The organism is Aeromonas sp. s1(2024), assembly GCF_040908005.1.
GTDB classification, from domain to species: Bacteria; Pseudomonadota; Gammaproteobacteria; order Enterobacterales; family Aeromonadaceae; genus Aeromonas; species Aeromonas caviae.
In genome coordinates, this window is the sequence record NZ_JBFOCW010000025.1 from 84,295 (window position 1) to 99,984 (window position 15,690).

Genomic DNA, 15,690 nt, shown 5'->3' on the forward strand with positions numbered 1-15,690 from the left:
CCAAACAGAAGGGGAGCCCATGGCTCCCCTTCTTGCATTCAGACGTCCGATACGCGGACCCTCACCCCTGATTGAGCACGGCCGTGGCGGCCGCCTTGACCGGATCCCTGGTCACGGCGTTGACATCCTTGCGGGTCTGGTTCACCTTGTCCTGCGCCTGCTTCACACCGGCACTCTGCTTGTTCAGGGCCGCATTGGTGTGCTGCCTGGTCTCTTTCAGTCCCGCCGTCTTCTTGTCCAGCACGTCCGTGGTGTGTTTCTTCACCTCGGCATTGGCCTTCTCCTTCTGCTTGCGCACCAGCTTGTCGGCATCGCAGTTGCCCTTGACCCCCAGGGTGGCGTTCATCGCCTCGTTCCTGACCGCCTTGTCGAGGTTGCACTCGGACTTGAACACGCTGGCCTGCGCACCGGCAGACAGCAGACCCAGGGAGAGGCACAAAACCCATGCACGCATCATCACTTCCTCAGTTTCAAGACAGGAAAGTCCGGCAGCATATAACCCTGGGATCCCAGTGCAAGGGCGGGGGCCGGTGATGAGCCGGATGGCGTCATATCGGCGTTTGCTCCGACACCTTTTGTCTGCGACGCCCCCTGCCGCCCTGTCACCAAAGCATCATAAAAGTGTCACGTTGTCATATTTCTGTCATGGAGCCTTGTTGTAATGCGCCCGTCCATTTTCAACGCAGAACGACCCCAAGAGGCCATATGCACAGCACCGCATCTTCCGCACCCCAGCAGATCCGTCGTCCCGGCCCCCTGTTCAACTGGCTCGCGGTGATCACGCTGATCTACCTGATCCTGGTCGCCGTTGGCGCCGTCTCCCACGGCTTCAAGGGCTTCTCCGGCGGCGCCGAGGGCGCGGCCCAGATCTTCGCCTTTGCCAACAACCCCTTCGTCGCGCTGCTGCTCGGCATCCTGGCCACCGCCCTGGTGCAATCCTCCAGCACCGTCACCTCGGTGATCGTCGGCCTGGTGGCAGGGGGCCTGCCCATGGCCATGGCCATCCCCATGGTGATGGGGGCCAACCTCGGCACCACCATCACCAACACCATCGTCTCCCTGGGGCACATCCGGGACAGAGGCGAGTTTCGCCGCGCCTTCGCCGCCGCCACCGTGCACGACTTCTTCAACCTGCTGGCGGTCTTCATCTTCCTGCCCCTGGAGCTGATGTTCGGTCTGCTGCAAAAGAGTGCGGAAGGGATTGCCAGCCTGCTGCTGGGCTCCGCCGACATGTCGATGAAGGGGATGGATTTCATGAAGCCCCTCATCTCCCCGTCCCTGGATCTCATCGACGGTGCCGTCGCCTTCCTGCCGGGCAAGGGGGGCGCCATCGCCACCATTCTCATCGGGATTCTGCTCATCCTGTTCTGCGTCACCGCCCTTGGCAAGGTGCTGCAACAGGTCATGGTGGGCCGTGCCAAGGAGCTGCTGCACAAGGCCCTGGGCCGTGGCCCGCTCACCGGCATCGCCTCCGGCACCCTGGTCACCGTGATGGTGCAGTCCTCCTCCACCACCACCAGCCTGATGATCCCCCTGGCGGGAGGCGGCGTGTTCAACACCCGTCAGCTCTACCCCTTCACCCTGGGGGCCAACATCGGCACCACCATCACCGCCCTGCTGGCCGCCACCGCCATCAGCGGTGCCGGTGCCCAGCTCGCCCTGACCATCGCCCTGGTCCACGTGCTGTTCAACCTCTTCGCCGTGGTGCTCATCTATGGCGTGCCCTTCCTGCGGGAATTGCCCATCAAGGCCGCCGAAGCCCTGGCCCGGGTCGGCAGCGAGAACAAGCTGCTGGCGCTGGGTTACGTGGCCGGGCTCTTCTTCGCCCTGCCCGCCCTGATGATGGTGGCCGTCAAGTAACCCCGCGCGGGGGCACTCAGCTGCCCCCGCCCCCTTGCCCGCCAGGTCACATCCCGGGGCGCCTCCCCTCGCCCTCTCCCCCTGGCTGGGATAAGATGCCCCCTCACTCGCACTCTGATTTCAAGGAACAGGAAAACCCGATGAAATTCATTCTGATAGCCCTGCTGATCGCCGGCGCCGCCTACTACTTCTACTCCAGCAGCAACAACCGGAAGCTGGCGGAAGAGAACGTGCGCAAGGGGGCCGAGTTCCTCGCCAGCAACCAGGAAAAACCCCTGGTGACCACCACCGCCTCCGGCCTGCAGTACGAAGTGCTGACCCCGGGCACCGGCACCGTTCACCCCACCGCCACCAGCAAGGTGAAGGTGCACTACGAGGGCAAGCTGCTGGACGGCACCGTGTTCGACAGCTCCGTCGCCCGTGGCGAGCCCATCGAATTCGGCCTCAACCAGGTGATCAAGGGGTGGACCGAAGGGGTGCAACTGATGGTGGAAGGGGAGAAGACCCGCTTCTACATCCCCGCCAACCTGGCCTATGGCGATCGCGCCGCCGGCAAGATCCCGCCGGGCTCAGTCCTCATCTTCGACGTGGAGCTGCTGGGCATTCAATAAACCCGCCCGGGGCCCGCGTTGATCTTGGCGGTGGCGCTGCGGGGCATCCCGTCAGGGGCCACGTCCGACGGACCCTGATCACAACGCCGGCGCACTGCGCCGGCGTTGTCGTTTCTGCCCCGGTCTCCCTCGCCCTGATGCCAGACTATCAACCAAAAGTGAAGAGTGCTTATCCATAAAGCCTGATTGTTAACCCATTAATAGGGGCAGATAATGACCACATCGTCAGCGGCATGTCGCCCTGGCCTCGGGTTGTCGGTGCGCCGCGCGCATCGGCACAACGCATATGGAGTCTGTCATGTCTATCGCCCCTGTCTGGTTCATCTCCCACGGCGCCCCGGATCTGGTCCTGCGCGATCAGCCCGCGACCCGGTTCCTGAAGCAACTGCGCCTCGAGGGTGCCAGAGGGCTGGTGGTGATCTCGGCCCACTGGTTCAGCCGAAGCGAGCTGCAGATCAACGTCGAGCCCAACCCGGCCCTGATGTACGACTTCTACGGCTTCCCCGAGCCCCTCTACCAGATCCGCTGGCCCGCGACGAGCCCGCAATGGTTGCAGGAAGCGGTGAGCGATCAGCTGCTGCTGGCCGGCCTGCCCGCCACCCCGGTGCGCCGCGAGCTGGATCACGGGGTCTGGTCCCCCCTCTCCCTGATGGATCCGGACAGTGAACTCCCCCTGGTGCAGATCGCCATCCCGGCCAGCTTCACCCCGGCCCAGCTGTGGCAACTGGGGGAGGCATTGCAGGGGCTGCGCGAGCAAGGGATCGGCATCCTCGCCTCCGGCGCCATCACCCACAACCTGCGTGCCCTCGGGCCGGACGGCTCGCCGGTTCCCCAGTGGGCCAGTCAGTTTGCCCGGTGGTTGGAGCAGACCATGGCAGAGGGAGACAGGGGGGCGCAGGAAGAGTACCGGGCCCGGGCGCCGGGCGCGGTGGAATCCCATCCCCACGACGATCACCTGCGCCCCCTGTTTGTGGCGCTCGGCGCGGCGGGGGCCGACAGACCCCGAAAGCTGCACGACAGCTGGGATTACGGCAGCCTCTACATGGGGGCCTACCAGTTCGGTTGAGGGCGGGGCGGCCAGGCCGCCCTGCTTGCCGTGCTCTCGCCGACGCGCGTGGAGAAATAGCGGACTCGTTATAGCCATTTTCCGGTAGAATGGCCGCCATAGGATGAGGCTTGGCAGGGATGGCTGTCGCGTCGGGTGGCTAGATGAACCTATATCGAACACTGATCCTGCTCTGTCTGCTCTGCCTTCAACCTGTGCAGGCCCTGACCCTGCACAGCCGCTACGATCCCGCCCCGCTGCCTCCCCGCTGGTCGGAGGCGGAGCTCGGATGGCTGCGCCAGCAGTCCCAACTGCGGGTCGGCATCCTGCAAGAGGACTACCGCCCCTTCACCATGATCGCTCGCCAGCGCGTCGAGGGGCTCAGTGCCGACTACATCGACCTGCTGGCCCGGATGCTGGACAAACCCGTTGCCCTGAGCGCCTTCCCCGACAAGGCGCACCTGCTCCGTGCCCTGGCACGGGGGAGATACACCTCGCCAGCCTCGGCAATCTCACCCTGGCGGACAGTGACACCCGGGCGATCCGCCTGAGCAACCCCTATTTCAGCAGCCCCCTCGTCTTCTCCGTGCCCAGACGTTATCGGGGGGCACTGCTCACACCGGGACAGCGGGTAGCCGCCGTCCGGGATCAGATAGACAGGGCGCGCTTTGGCCGCTACTACTCCACTCTCACCCTGGTGACCTATCCCTCCAACATGGAGGCGTTCGATGCGGTCTTCTTCGGCCGCGACGACATCCTGCTGGGGGATGCCCACGCCACCCACTACCTCAACAGCGAACGCTTCGACAACCTTCGCCAGCGGGGCGAGGCCCCGCCCGATCTGGCGCCTGCCGAATTCCGCTTTGCCGTCCCGGCCACCGAGCCCGCCCTGCTCAGCCTGGTCAACCGGGGGCTGGCGGCCATCGACGACCGGGCGCGCAACACCCTCTTCACCCAGTGGAACGGGCCCATCCGCGACATGAACGAGCGAAGCACCGATCTCTATGATGCCGCCGAGCGGGCCTGGATGCGGCAAGCGCCCCCCATCAGGGTGTGGCTGATGGACAACCTCTACCCCTATGGCGCCCTGGATCATGACGGCCAGCTGGTCGGCATGACGGTGGACATGCTGGACAAGATCCGCACACGCACCGGCCTCACCTTCGAGTTCGTGCGGGCAGACTCCGAGCGTCAACTGGCAAAAGCCATGCAGTCAGGCGCCATCGACCTCATCGGCGCCATCTCCCAGCAGGTGGCTGAACACTACGGGCTGCGCACCTCGGTGCCCTACGCCACCGACAACATCTATGTGATCCTCACCCGCCAGGAGGAACAAGGGATCGACACCATCCGGAGTCTGGCGGGCAAGACGGTGGCGATGACGCACCATGTGCCCCTCGCACAGAGACTGGAGGGCAGCCGCATCACCCAGGTGGAGAGTGCCGCAGAAGCGATGGAGGTGCTCGCCCAGGGACAGGTGGATGCCGCCATCGTGCCCCTCTATTTTGCCCGCCATGCGCTGGACAATGATCCCCAGAGCCCGCTGCGCATCGCCGGCCCCGCCGATGACGAACCAATCCGGATGGGGTTTGCCAGCCTGCCCGGACAGGGGATGCTGATGGGGATCCTCGACAAGACCATCCTCGCCATCCCCCCCAACGAGCTCGCCATGATGAGTTACGAGTGGCGCAACCGCAAACTGCCGGTGCCCGGCTTCATGGATCGCCACGCCCACATCGTCTACCTGGTGTTCGTGGGGCTCCTCACCCTGGCGCTGGTGCTGCTCTATCGCAACCGCATGTTCAAGCGGATGGCTAGCGCCGAGCAGGCTTCCCGCCAGCAACTGGAGGCCCATGTCAGGTTCATCCGGGCGCTGGGGGAGAGCCTGCCCCACCCCATCGTCGTGCGGGACAAGAGCGGCAAGGTGCTGCTGTGCAACAGCAAATACCTGGCCCAGCTCGGCGCCGAGCCAAAGGCCATCCTGGGTCAGCCCTTCGCCCAGGGGCTGTCAGGGGTGCTCGATGCAGACAGCATCGCCGTGCTGGAGCAGGACTTTGCCAGGGTATTGCAGGAGGGGCAGCCCATCTTTGCGGATCGCCTCTTCCATCACAGGGGAACCCAGAGCGACATCTATCACTGGATGGTGCCCTATTTCGACGGGGAGGGGGCCATCAGCGGGGTGATCGACGGCTGGATAGACATCACGGACCGCAAGCGGCTGGAAGAGGCGCTGCGCGAGGCCAAACAGCAGGCCGACAGCGCCAGCCGCGCCAAGAGCGACTTCCTCGCCACCATGAGCCACGAGATCCGCACCCCCATGAACGCCATCCTCGGCATGCTGGAGCTGGCCACCGAGGATCCCGCTCTCAGCCGTCACAGCGGCGAGCTGCTGCGCATCGCCGCCGACTCCGCCAACGGCCTGCTGGATCTGCTGGGGGACAGCCTGGATATCGCCTCCATAGAGGCGGGCCAGATGACCCTGACTCCCACCCCCTGCGATCTCGCTCCCCTGCTCTCGTCCGTCACCCGGGTCTTTGCGGGCATGGCCGAGCAGAAGGGGCTGACCTATGAGGTCAGGCTACCCGACACCCCCATGCCAAGGGTGCTGATCGATCCCCTTCGCCTGCGCCAGATCCTCTTCAATCTCATCGGCAACGCCATCAAGTTCACCGAGCAGGGCCGGGTCGCCATCACCGCCACCCTGACCGGGGGCGAGCAGCCTCCTGTGCTGCACCTCACCATCACCGACACCGGAGCCGGCATTCCCGCGGACAAGCTGCCCCGGCTCTTCACCCCCTTCTATCGCGCCCACGGCCAGGGCCAGTTCCCCGGCAGCGGGCTGGGCCTCAATATCGCCCGCATCCTGTGCCAGATGATGGGGGGGGGAGATAGCCGTTCACAGCCAGGTCGGCGAGGGCACCCGCCTCGAGATAAGACTGCCCCTCACGCTCGCCCAGCAACCCCCCGCCCCGATCACGGCAATGCCGGCGCCCCAGCCCCACCAGGCTCAACCCCTCCCCCATCGGCTGCATATCCTGGTGGTCGATGACAATCACGCCAACCAGATCCTGCTGCGCCAGCAGCTCAAGCACTTGGGACACGACGTCAGTGTGCGTAGCAATGGCCTGGAGGCCCTGCGCGCCCTCGCCAGCCACCCCTTCGATCTGGTCATCACCGACTGCCAGATGCCGGTGATGGACGGCTTCGAGCTGACCCGCAACCTGCGAGCCCTCGGCCATGACCTGCCCGTCTGGGGCTTCACCGCCCATGCCCAGCCTCGCGAGCGGGAGCTTTGCCTCGCCGCCGGCATGAACGACTGCCTGTTCAAGCCCATCGGCCTCGCCCGTCTGCGCGCGGCGCTGGCCACCCTGGGGCCAGCGCCCTGAGAACCCCCAGCCCTTCCTCCCGTCATGTCGCACGGGCGCGACTGAGAATGTGGCTGAGAGTGCGCCGGCGTTTGCGGCATAAAGGGTCGCCCACAGAAACAAGAGACAAGAGACAAGAGACAAGAGACAACGTGGACCAGCCATGGATACAAGGCCGGTGGCGGTTCGAGCCCCATAAAAAAACCGACACCAGGGTGTCGGTTTTTTTATATCGGGAGGTGCGCCCTGCCTGCCTGCCACGCCAGTCTGGCGCCGGGTGAAGCGGGCGTCACGGGGAGGATCAGTAGAAGATCCGCTCCCCTCGCTCGCTCATCTTGAGCCAGACCGGCTTGGTGCTGGTCTTGCTCCAGATGCGGTGCAGGTAACTGTAGAAACGGGCGCGATCCCGGCGAAACAGCATCACCGGGAAGGCGAGCAAACCCGCCACCAAGACGAAGATGCGGCGAAGGATTATCTGAGTCAGGGAGAAGGGATGAAACATGATGTAACGCCTCACTGGTAAGACCACTGAACAAAGATTACGCCAATCATTGTAGGATTACTACATCGACAGCGCCATTTTTTGATAAAAAACGGGGCTAAAAGCCTAAAAATGAAACCGGGTTACATTCTTTAACTAAAAAATAACAAAGGTGGCAAAACGCGGCCCCTGTTCCAGAGTTAACGAGGACTGGACCAGAACGGGGGAACACAGGATGAAACTTGTGGATGCAGTGCTGCTGGGGGCATTGGGCGTGCTCGCCTGGAGCCAGTGGCAGGAGTGGCGGCTCAATCGTGACGATGCCATCGACATCCCCTATCACGGGGTCCCCACCGCCAGCCTGTGGCAATGCGGTTTGCTGATAAAGGAGATGGCCGCGCTGGCAGAACAGGGGGGCGAAGAGAGGTCCGGATCCAGGGGCGAGGCATTGGCCGAGATGGATATACATCTGCACAAGACGTGGCAACGGGAGGGTTGTTCACGGCTGACTGACATGCAATGAAGCATCATCCTGGGCCGCCATGGCGGATGGACAACGTCAGGGATATGGAAAACAGGGAGAAGATGGAGGCACGTTCCGGAGTCGAACCGGACTAAACGGATTTGCAATCCGCTGCATAACCGCTTTGCTAACGCGCCATGCTGACAAGGCATTGCCTTGAGAGTGATGTCCATGGTTGGTGCCATGGAGTATTGGAGCGGGAAACGAGACTCGAACTCGCGACCCCGACCTTGGCAAGGTCGTGCTCTACCAACTGAGCTATTCCCGCATGACTGCTTGCGTGCCAGTTACCTGACAACGAGGCGCATTATACGTACCCCGAGCCCGGGCACAACCCTTTTTTCTCACTTTGAGCCCTTTCTCGTGCTGTTTGCTCACCCTTTAGACGCCTTGGTCGAAAATCCCCCCGCTCCCTGTGACCCGACGAGCGAATTTAAGATAAAGCCATTGAAATAGTTAGCCTTTAGTCAGAAACTCATCGCGCTTAGTAACTGGATTCTCAATTGAAAATCATGCGATGAAATGGAACTTCAGGCCTCGGGGGCTCAGACCGCAGCTGATGCTGGCTTTTTTCATGTTGGGCCTGGTGCCCTTCCTGGTCGTCACCCTGTTTTTCCTCTATAGCCACGGCAAGGATCTCACCACCCAGACCTCCAACCATCTGGTCTCGGTGCGCAACATCAAGAAAAACCAGCTGCAAGACTACTTCGGCAACCTCAAGGAGCAGATCATCAACTTCTCCCAGCAGGACTTTGCCGGCAACAGTATCGGTCGCTTCTACGGTTTCACCGGTGCCTTCGAGAAGCTCGGCACCACGCCGCAGGAGGCCCGCGCCCGCGCCCAGGCCCGCTATGTGCCGGGCTCCTGGGACAAGCTGCAACAACCTGACAGTCAGGTGGAGATAGAGCCCTCCATCAGCGCCCTCATCCTGGCGGACGAGATGTATGGCCGCGTCCACCAGCGCTTCCATCGCGGCTACGCCGACATGGTGCGCAAATCCAACTACAGCGACATCTTCCTGGTCGACCTCAACGGTGACGTGGTCTACTCGGTCACCAAGCAGGCCAACTTCGCCACCAACCTGCTCTCGGGCCCCTACCAGTCCAGCGGTCTTGGCAACACCTTCGCCAAGATCAAGCGCCGCCTCGATGGCGGCCAGAAGCCCCAGCAGATCTTCGAGTTCACCGATTTTGGCCGCAACGAGCTGACCGGCCAGGTGGTCGCCTACCTCGCCGCTCCCGTGATGCAGTACGACTATGTGCGCGGCGTGGTCATCTTCGAGCTGCTGCCGGACAAGCTCAACCAGATCATGGCGGAGCGGGAGGGGCTCGGCGCAACCGGCGAGACCATTCTTATCGGCCCGGACAAGCGGATGCGCGCCAACGCCTGGCTCGCCCCTGAATTCAGCGTGGAGAACAGCTTCAGCCCCGACTTCCGGCCGCTGCAGACCCCCCTCATCATCAAGGCCCTCTCCGGGGAGCAGGGGGTCGGCCCCTTCCTCTCCTACCACGATGACGAGGTGCTGGCCGCCTATACCCAGGTGAAGGTGTTCGATACCGAGTGGGCCTTCATCGCCGAGATCTCCACCAGCGAGGCCTATGCCCCCATCCGCCAGCTCGAGACGCTGGTGATCCTGCTGGGGGCAGGCTCACTGCTGCTGCTGATCCTCTTCTCCCGCTGGCTCTCCCACTCCATCACGGCGCCCCTGCGATCCCTCACCGCCGCCGCCGAACAGGTGGCTGACGGCGCCCTGGATCACCCCATCACCATCCCCCGCACCGACGACGACATCGACCGGCTGGCCCAGGCGTTTCGCCACATGCAGCGCTCGGTGAAGGACAAGATCGAGCTCATCGAACGCCAGACCCAGGAGCTGCAACAGCAGGTCAAGCTGACCCACAAGCAGAACCTCAGCCTGCAACAGGCGGACAAGCTCAAAGACGAGCTCCTGGCCAACACCTCCCACGAGCTGCGCACCCCCATCCACGGCATCAAGGGGATGGCCGAGTCCATGCTCGCCAGCCAGCAGGACCTGACCGAAGGGCAGCAGAAGCAGCTCGGCCTCATCATCAAGAGCGCCGACGGTCTGGCTCGCCTCGTGGACGACTTGCTCGACTACCACCAGATGCGCTACGGCCAGCTGGAGATCCACCCCCAGCCGGTCTCCTCCAAGGGGGTCATCCGGCTGGTGCTGGATCTCTGCCAGCACCTGGTGCAGGCCAAGCCCCTCACCCTGGTGGACAAGAGCCCCGCCGAACTGCCCCCTGTGCTGGCGGACGAACAGCGCCTCGAGCAAGTGCTCTACAACCTGGTGGGCAACGCCATCAAGTACACCCCCCAGGGCAAGGTGGTGCTGAGCGCCCTGGTGGAAGGCAACTTCCTGCGCATCAAGGTGACCGACACCGGCATCGGCATCGCCAGGGACCATCTGGAGCACATCTTCGAGCCCCTGGTGCAGATGAGCCCGGAAGTGAGCAAGCAGGGAGCGGGCCTCGGTCTCTCCATCACCCGCCAGCTGGTGCACCTGATGGGGGGGGAGCTGTTCGTGGAGAGCGAGCCGAGCGTCGGCTCCACCTTCGCCTTCACCCTGCCGCTGGCCAGCGGCAAGGCGGGCAGTCTGACCCTCGACAGCCGCCAGATAGAGCACCAGCTGGTGCGCCAGCAGCCCGTCATCCTGCCGGACTGGGAGAGCGAGGATCTGCCGCCCCCGCCGCAAGATGCCCCCGTCATCCTGGTGGTGGATGACGAGCCCATCAATTTGCACATACTGCGCCACCTGCTGCAGCCCTGCGGTTATCGCATCCTGCCCAGCAGCGACGGCCACGACGCCCTGACCAAGCTGGCTCAGGAGCCGGTGGATCTCATCCTGCTTGATGTGATGATGCCCACCCTCTCGGGCTTCGACGTCTGCCGCCGTCTGCGCCAGCAGCACCCCAAGGAGAAGCTGCCGGTGCTGCTGCTCACCGCCCTCAACCAGCCCAAGGAGATTGAAGAGGGTTTCAACGCCGGGGCCAACGACTATCTGGTGAAACCCTTCTGCAAGGAGGAGCTGTTCGCCCGGGTGAGAGCCCTGCTGGAGGCCAGCGCCGGGCGCGCCTCCCTGGTGGAGAACCGCCTGCTCAAACAGGAGATAGAGCACCGTCTGCTGCTCCAGGAGCAACTGCACCAGGATCAGGAGCGGCTCCTCGCCCTGCTTGGCGAGGGGGCCGACCCCATGGTCTTCCTCGATGAGCAAGGAGGGGTGCTGTTTGCCTCCCGGGCCCTGGCGCGCCTGCTGGGTCAGGAGCCGGAAGCCATGGAGGGGCAGATGCTGGACGAGTGGCTGGCCGCCCCGCTGGCAAGCCAGTGGCCCGACATGACCGCGCAGCCGGTGCGGGAGCTGGACTTCCTGGTGGCGGGCCAGCGAGACACCCTCAACGCCCGCGCCCTGCCCATCAACCTGGGGGGGCAGCACGCCTATGCGCTGACCCTTGGCACCGAACCGCGCCAGGACGACAATCGCATGGCTGCACTGGAGAACGCCCTCAAGAGCCTCTCTCGCCAGGCCATCATCGAGGATGGCCAGTTGCTGGGGGAACTGAGCCGGCTGGGAGGGGAGTTCAGGTCGCTGGCGGACGACCTCATTCGCCAGCAGGATGACGAACCTCTGCGCCGCGCCCTGGTGGACACCATGCGTCTCACCCTGGAGACCTGGCAGCAGAGCACCGGCAAGGGCAAGATAGTGCTGGCGGAGAAGAGCAAGCTGTGGCGGGTCTACATGGACCGCTCCAGTCCCCAGACCCGCACCCTCGACAAGTACCTGAACCTCGACACCCTGCCCAAGGCACCGCGCTGGAAGACGGTGGTGGCCAGCGCCGAGTACGTGCTCAAGCACTGCGCCCTGAACGAGGTGCAGCACCAGAGTCTGCACCAGAGCACCCAGCGCCTTCGCCAGCTCGCCAGCCGCAAGGCATGAGTCTCCAACCCGCAGCCACGTTGCTCTGATGATGGCTGCGGGATAGAAAACCAAGCACCAATAGCCAACTCTGGACACATCGACTCGCAGGCTTTCTGCGCCTATCAGGGGGATCGCGATGGCTGAGCTCGCGGGGTCGGCCAGATGACCCTGCAGGTGCGGGCCCATGCCCCATCACCATGTTGGTGATGACCCCGGGAGACCTGTCTGAGCCGGCAAGTGGCTAATCAGGTGAATGGACATTAGAGAGAATGGGGTGAGACTTCGCGACCCCGTGACCACAGGCCCCAAATCGGGAAAGACATTGGGAGATGGCTGAGCCGGGGGATGGACAGAGATGAGATAGAAATGACAAACCCGCGACGGACGCGGGCTTGAGGGGAATAAATGGCGGAGAGACAGCCCGCCTGAGTTACATCCAACCAAAACCAGCCACACCCTACATATCCAATTAAAATCAGCGCCTTACAGGTAAAGCTGTCCAAAACCGTCCAACTGTAAATGACTCTATCTCGCACTAAATGGCACAATGGATGGCATAGTCAATGGCATACCACATTCTCAAGGAATCTTCCCTAATGCCACTTCTTACCGATACCAAAGCACGTAATCTCAAGCCGGGTGACAAAGCGATTGCACATGGTGGCGTAACAGGCCTAGCACTTCATCCGTCAACGGCTAAAGGCCGTGGCAACTGGGTGCTTCGTTATGTCAGCCCAGTGACCGGAAAACGCCGAAATGCAGGAATAGGCTCTTACCCCGAAATATCCATAGCCGATGCCACCAAGCAAGGACAGAAGATGCGAGAGCAACTCGCCAATGGCCTTGACCCACTCGAACTCAAACGTGCTGAAGAGAACAAACCCGCTATCCCAACTTTCGAGGCTGCTGCTCGGGAAGTTCATTCCAAACTGCTACCTGGATGGAAAAAACCCAAACACGGCAAACAGTGGATCTCGACGCTCGAGCAGTATGCATTCCCCATGATTGGCCAGTACTCAATCTCCGCTATCACTCCTGCACAGATCGCTGAGGTCTTAATGCCGATCTGGTTGGAGATCCCTGAAACTGCCAGCCGTGTGAAACAACGGCTGCATGCGGTCATGGCTTGGGCCTGGGCGCATGGTCACTGCCAGGCAAACCCTGTCGATGTTGTAAATCACTTACTCCCATCGCAACCCAGTAAGGCCGTTCGTACAGAGCATCAGCCAGCCATGCCTTGGCGTGATATTCCAACCTTTATTCAGCAGCATTTGAGAACGGCACAACGTTACGATGTAACTCGTTTAATGCTGGAGTTCTTAATCCTGACGGCTTGCCGCTCAGGTGAAGTGAGAGCCATGAAATGGTCAGAGGTAGACCTGGAAGCAAAGGTCTGGACCTTGCCAGCAGAACGAATGAAGGCCAAACAAATGCATCGCGTCCCGTTATCTCTTCGAGCCGTCGAGATCTTTGTCAATCAGCATCGAAAAATGACCAGGGTTCAGCGTCCAAAATTGACCAGGGTTAGCTGGCTGATTTCATCCTCTGTTTGAAGCGGTAGGAGTCGTTTCCTGTCTCGATGATCTCGCAGTGATGGGTGATCCTATCCAACATCGCCGTTGTCATCTTCTCATCCGTAAATACCTTGCTCCATTCGCTGAAGGCCAGGTTGGTGGTCAGGATCAGGCTGGTGCGCTCGTACAGCTTGCTGATCAGGTGAAATAGCAGGGCGCCACCGCTTTCGGCAAACGGCAAGTAGCCCAGTTCGTCCAGGATAACCGCATCGACATTGACCAGCCGGTTGGCAAGCTGCCCGGCTTTGCCTGCCGCCTTCTCCTGCTCCAGTTGGTTGACCAGATCCACCACGCCGTAGAAACGCACTCGCTTGCCCCGGCGCACGGCATTGCGCCCCAGGGCGATGGCCAGATGGGTTTTACCCGTCCCGGTTCCGCCTATCAGCAGCAGATTGCGCTTCTGCTCCAGGAAGTCATCTCTATCCAGCGCGGACAGGTGCACGGGGCTGACCGGGGTGTCTGCGGTCTCGAAGCTGTCCAGGTCCCTGGCCAGCGGGAACTTGGCGATGCCCATCTGATAGCGGATCGAGCGGCACTGACGTTCGGATTCTTCGGCTTCGATCATCCGTTTGAGCCACTGCTCCGGCGGTGGTAAGGGACGCTCCCGATGCGCCAGCAGCTCGTCGCACAGCGCCGCCATACCAAACAGTTTCAACCCCTGCAGGCGCTGGTAAATTTCATCGGCTGACATGCTGACCTCCCGGTAACAGGCTGTCATAGCGTTGGCAGTTGGCCTGCGGCGGCTGTGCAAGCGGCACCACCTGAGCATGGAGCTGTGGCACCTCGACGGGGCGGCGCAGCCGCTGCAGGTGGTTGAGTACCAGCTCGGCCGAGCTGCCGCCCAGCAGCAGTACCTGCTGGCAGGCTTGCTCCAACAGGTCGAGTCCGTCCTGCCGGGCAGCCAACAGTAGCTTGACCATGTCCCGGTCACCGCCCTTGCGGCTCAGCAGTTGCTGCTGTAAGCGGCTCAAAGCCGGCGGTAACACCCACTCCTTGAAGGGAGCACCGTGGCGCAGCGCGCCGGGTTTGTGCTCGAGCAGGCCGAGGTAATGCCAGGGGTCGAACTGGGTCTTGTCCCGGCCAAACTGGCGGGGATGCTCGGCAATAAGCTCGCTCTGGGCATACACCTGGAGCCGGTCAGCGAAGACCCGGGCTGTGACATGACGATGGGCGTAACGGCTGTCGACACTGTAGGTGTTGCGGTCGAAGTGGATGAGGCAGGTGCTGTCAACCCGCAGCTCCCGCTCCACATAGCCATTGAAGCGCGCAGCCAGGGGGCGCAGGGTGGTCCGTTCCTGCTCGAAGCGCTGCCACACTGTTTGCGAGGGGTCGTCCGGGTGGGGGCGTGTTTGTGCTGCCTGCTCCAGCTCCTGGATAAGCCGACGGTTGAGCTCGGCCAGGCTGTCGACCTTGCGCCGGGGTGTAAAGCAGCGCCGGCGCACATCCTGAACCTGTTTCTCAACCTGGCCCTTTTCCCAACCCGAGGCAGGGGTGCAGGCTACCGGCTCAATGACGTAATGGCTCATCAGCGCCAGGAAGCGGGGATTGAAGCGGCGCTCTTTCCCCTCAAGTACTTGGTCGATACAGGTCTTGAGGTTGTCGTAGATGCCCTGGCGTGGCACGCCGCCCCAGTAGTGAAAGGCCGCATCGTGAGCGGCAAACACCATCTCCTGGGTTTCGCGAGGAAACACCATGACGAAGGGCTGGCGGCTGTGGGTGAGGCGAAAATGGGCAGCCTTGACCCACTGCACCACGCCGCCGATCTCCACCTCTTCCTCGCTCCAGTCAAACTGATAGGCCTCACCAGCCGCGAACGTCAGGGGGACAAAGGCAGCCACTTTGGCTGACTGCTGTTTATAGTCACGGACGAAGCGCTGGACGCTGTCGTAGGCCCCCTGGTAGCCCAGGCGTTGTAGGTCTTCGAAGAGTTGCCTGGCACAGCGGCGTTGTCGCTTGGGCCGCTTGGCATCGAGGTCCAGCCACTGGGTCAGTGTCGACTCGAATTCACCGAGCTTGGGCCTGGCTGGCTGTGGACGGCGGTACTTGGGCGGTTCGGAGGGAGGTTGGCGAAGGTATTTGCGAACGGTATTGCGAGAGAGTCCTGTGACTTTAGCGATGGCGCTGATGGACTGGCCGTCCACCTGATGCATACGCCGGATCTTCAACACGGTTTCCATGATTAACACTCCAGGTTCTCCGATCCAAAGATCGGATAGTTGCACACACTCCGGGGTGGTCAAAATTGGACGCTGAAAACCCCGGAAACCTGGTCATTTTTGCGCGCTGATCAACAG

At 62.5% G+C, this 15,690-nt stretch carries 13 protein-coding genes and 2 tRNA genes; 9 read left to right on the top strand and 6 right to left on the bottom strand.

The annotated features are described in order from the left end of the window. Positions 1–61 precede the first annotated feature (61 nt). The gene (locus AB5Y70_RS06515; protein ID WP_029314009.1) at positions 62–454 is read right to left on the bottom strand and encodes a hypothetical protein; all 393 of its coding nucleotides are present in this window, start codon (positions 452–454) and stop codon (positions 62–64) included. Positions 455–705: 251 nt separating this feature from the next. Here AB5Y70_RS06515 and AB5Y70_RS06520 point away from each other — a divergent pair, with 251 nt between their 5' ends. The 6 genes from AB5Y70_RS06520 (at position 706) to AB5Y70_RS06545 (ending at position 6,902) form a co-directional block, all read left to right on the top strand. Further along, positions 706–1,860 carry a Na/Pi symporter gene (locus AB5Y70_RS06520; RefSeq protein ID WP_049636607.1) on the top strand — a complete coding sequence of 385 codons (1,155 nt, stop codon included), beginning with the start codon at positions 706–708 and terminating at the stop codon, positions 1,858–1,860. A gap of 140 nt (positions 1,861–2,000) precedes the next feature. Then, entirely contained in the window at positions 2,001–2,471 is a 471-nt protein-coding gene (locus AB5Y70_RS06525; protein WP_010673545.1) for an FKBP-type peptidyl-prolyl cis-trans isomerase, read from the top strand. Positions 2,472–2,769: 298 nt separating this feature from the next. Further along, complete coding sequence (locus AB5Y70_RS06530) at positions 2,770–3,537, top strand: class III extradiol ring-cleavage dioxygenase (RefSeq protein WP_049636606.1); 768 nt, start codon at positions 2,770–2,772, stop codon at positions 3,535–3,537. Between the two features lie 143 nt (positions 3,538–3,680). Continuing rightward, the gene (locus AB5Y70_RS06535; protein WP_223920708.1) at positions 3,681–4,067 is read left to right on the top strand and encodes a hypothetical protein; all 387 of its coding nucleotides are present in this window, start codon (positions 3,681–3,683) and stop codon (positions 4,065–4,067) included. Positions 4,068–4,102: 35 nt separating this feature from the next. Continuing rightward, positions 4,103–6,565, top strand: a complete 2,463-nt coding sequence (locus AB5Y70_RS06540) for a transporter substrate-binding domain-containing protein (RefSeq protein ID WP_319882059.1) — start codon at positions 4,103–4,105, stop codon at positions 6,563–6,565. Next, positions 6,555–6,902: a response regulator gene (locus AB5Y70_RS06545; protein WP_279988955.1), complete on the top strand. Its 348-nt coding sequence runs from the start codon at positions 6,555–6,557 to the stop codon at positions 6,900–6,902. The genes AB5Y70_RS06540 and AB5Y70_RS06545 overlap by 11 nt, the downstream gene beginning before the upstream one ends. Positions 6,903–7,182: 280 nt before the next feature. Here the strand turns inward: AB5Y70_RS06545 and AB5Y70_RS06550 are convergent, their stop codons facing one another. Further along, positions 7,183–7,383, bottom strand: a complete 201-nt coding sequence (locus tag AB5Y70_RS06550; RefSeq protein WP_045523888.1) for a YbfA family protein — start codon at positions 7,381–7,383, stop codon at positions 7,183–7,185. Positions 7,384–7,597: 214 nt separating this feature from the next. On the opposite strand from AB5Y70_RS06550, the gene AB5Y70_RS06555 reads away from it, so the two are divergent. Next, the gene (locus tag AB5Y70_RS06555) at positions 7,598–7,885 is read left to right on the top strand and encodes a hypothetical protein (protein ID WP_128313520.1); all 288 of its coding nucleotides are present in this window, start codon (positions 7,598–7,600) and stop codon (positions 7,883–7,885) included. Between the two features lie 63 nt (positions 7,886–7,948). Here AB5Y70_RS06555 and AB5Y70_RS06560 read toward each other — a convergent pair. Both AB5Y70_RS06560 and AB5Y70_RS06565 read right to left on the bottom strand, forming a co-directional pair. Next, positions 7,949–8,022: transfer RNA gene (locus tag AB5Y70_RS06560), tRNA-Cys, on the bottom strand. A 55-nt stretch (positions 8,023–8,077) separates the two neighbouring features. Then, a tRNA-Gly gene (locus AB5Y70_RS06565) sits at positions 8,078–8,153 on the bottom strand. A gap of 249 nt (positions 8,154–8,402) precedes the next feature. Between AB5Y70_RS06565 and AB5Y70_RS06570 the strand changes: the two genes are divergently transcribed. Next, positions 8,403–11,840 carry an ATP-binding protein gene (locus AB5Y70_RS06570; protein WP_128274397.1) on the top strand — a complete coding sequence of 1,146 codons (3,438 nt, stop codon included), beginning with the start codon at positions 8,403–8,405 and terminating at the stop codon, positions 11,838–11,840. A 545-nt stretch (positions 11,841–12,385) separates the two neighbouring features. Next, on the top strand, positions 12,386–13,375 hold the full coding sequence (locus tag AB5Y70_RS06575) for an integrase arm-type DNA-binding domain-containing protein (protein ID WP_319882060.1): 990 nt from the start codon (positions 12,386–12,388) through the stop codon (positions 13,373–13,375). Here the strand turns inward: AB5Y70_RS06575 and istB are convergent. Beyond that, a complete protein-coding gene (gene istB / locus AB5Y70_RS06580; protein ID WP_010675356.1) occupies positions 13,347–14,087 on the bottom strand; it encodes an IS21-like element helper ATPase IstB in 741 nt (246 codons plus the stop codon). The genes AB5Y70_RS06575 and istB overlap by 29 nt on opposite strands. Beyond that, a complete protein-coding gene (gene istA / locus AB5Y70_RS06585) occupies positions 14,074–15,573 on the bottom strand; it encodes an IS21 family transposase (protein ID WP_368175977.1) in 1,500 nt (499 codons plus the stop codon). Before istA ends, istB begins: the two co-directional genes overlap by 14 nt. Between the last annotated feature and the right edge of the window lie 117 nt (positions 15,574–15,690).

What these genes read in the sequence shown, in the direction of transcription:
- AB5Y70_RS06515 (WP_029314009.1), bottom strand. Translation starts at nt 454, where the DNA reads ATGCGTGCATGGGTTTTGTGCCTCTCCCTGGGTCTGCTGTCTGCCGGT.
- AB5Y70_RS06520 (WP_049636607.1), top strand. Translation starts at nt 706, where the DNA reads ATGCACAGCACCGCATCTTCCGCACCCCAGCAGATCCGTCGTCCCGGC.
- AB5Y70_RS06525 (WP_010673545.1), top strand. Translation starts at nt 2,001, where the DNA reads ATGAAATTCATTCTGATAGCCCTGCTGATCGCCGGCGCCGCCTACTAC.
- AB5Y70_RS06530 (WP_049636606.1), top strand. Translation starts at nt 2,770, where the DNA reads ATGTCTATCGCCCCTGTCTGGTTCATCTCCCACGGCGCCCCGGATCTG.
- AB5Y70_RS06535 (WP_223920708.1), top strand. Translation starts at nt 3,681, where the DNA reads ATGAACCTATATCGAACACTGATCCTGCTCTGTCTGCTCTGCCTTCAA.
- AB5Y70_RS06550 (WP_045523888.1), bottom strand. Translation starts at nt 7,383, where the DNA reads ATGTTTCATCCCTTCTCCCTGACTCAGATAATCCTTCGCCGCATCTTC.
- AB5Y70_RS06555 (WP_128313520.1), top strand. Translation starts at nt 7,598, where the DNA reads ATGAAACTTGTGGATGCAGTGCTGCTGGGGGCATTGGGCGTGCTCGCC.
- AB5Y70_RS06570 (WP_128274397.1), top strand. Translation starts at nt 8,403, where the DNA reads ATGAAATGGAACTTCAGGCCTCGGGGGCTCAGACCGCAGCTGATGCTG.
- AB5Y70_RS06575 (WP_319882060.1), top strand. Translation starts at nt 12,386, where the DNA reads ATGGCATACCACATTCTCAAGGAATCTTCCCTAATGCCACTTCTTACC.
- istB (WP_010675356.1), bottom strand. Translation starts at nt 14,087, where the DNA reads ATGTCAGCCGATGAAATTTACCAGCGCCTGCAGGGGTTGAAACTGTTT.
- istA (WP_368175977.1), bottom strand. Translation starts at nt 15,573, where the DNA reads ATGGAAACCGTGTTGAAGATCCGGCGTATGCATCAGGTGGACGGCCAG.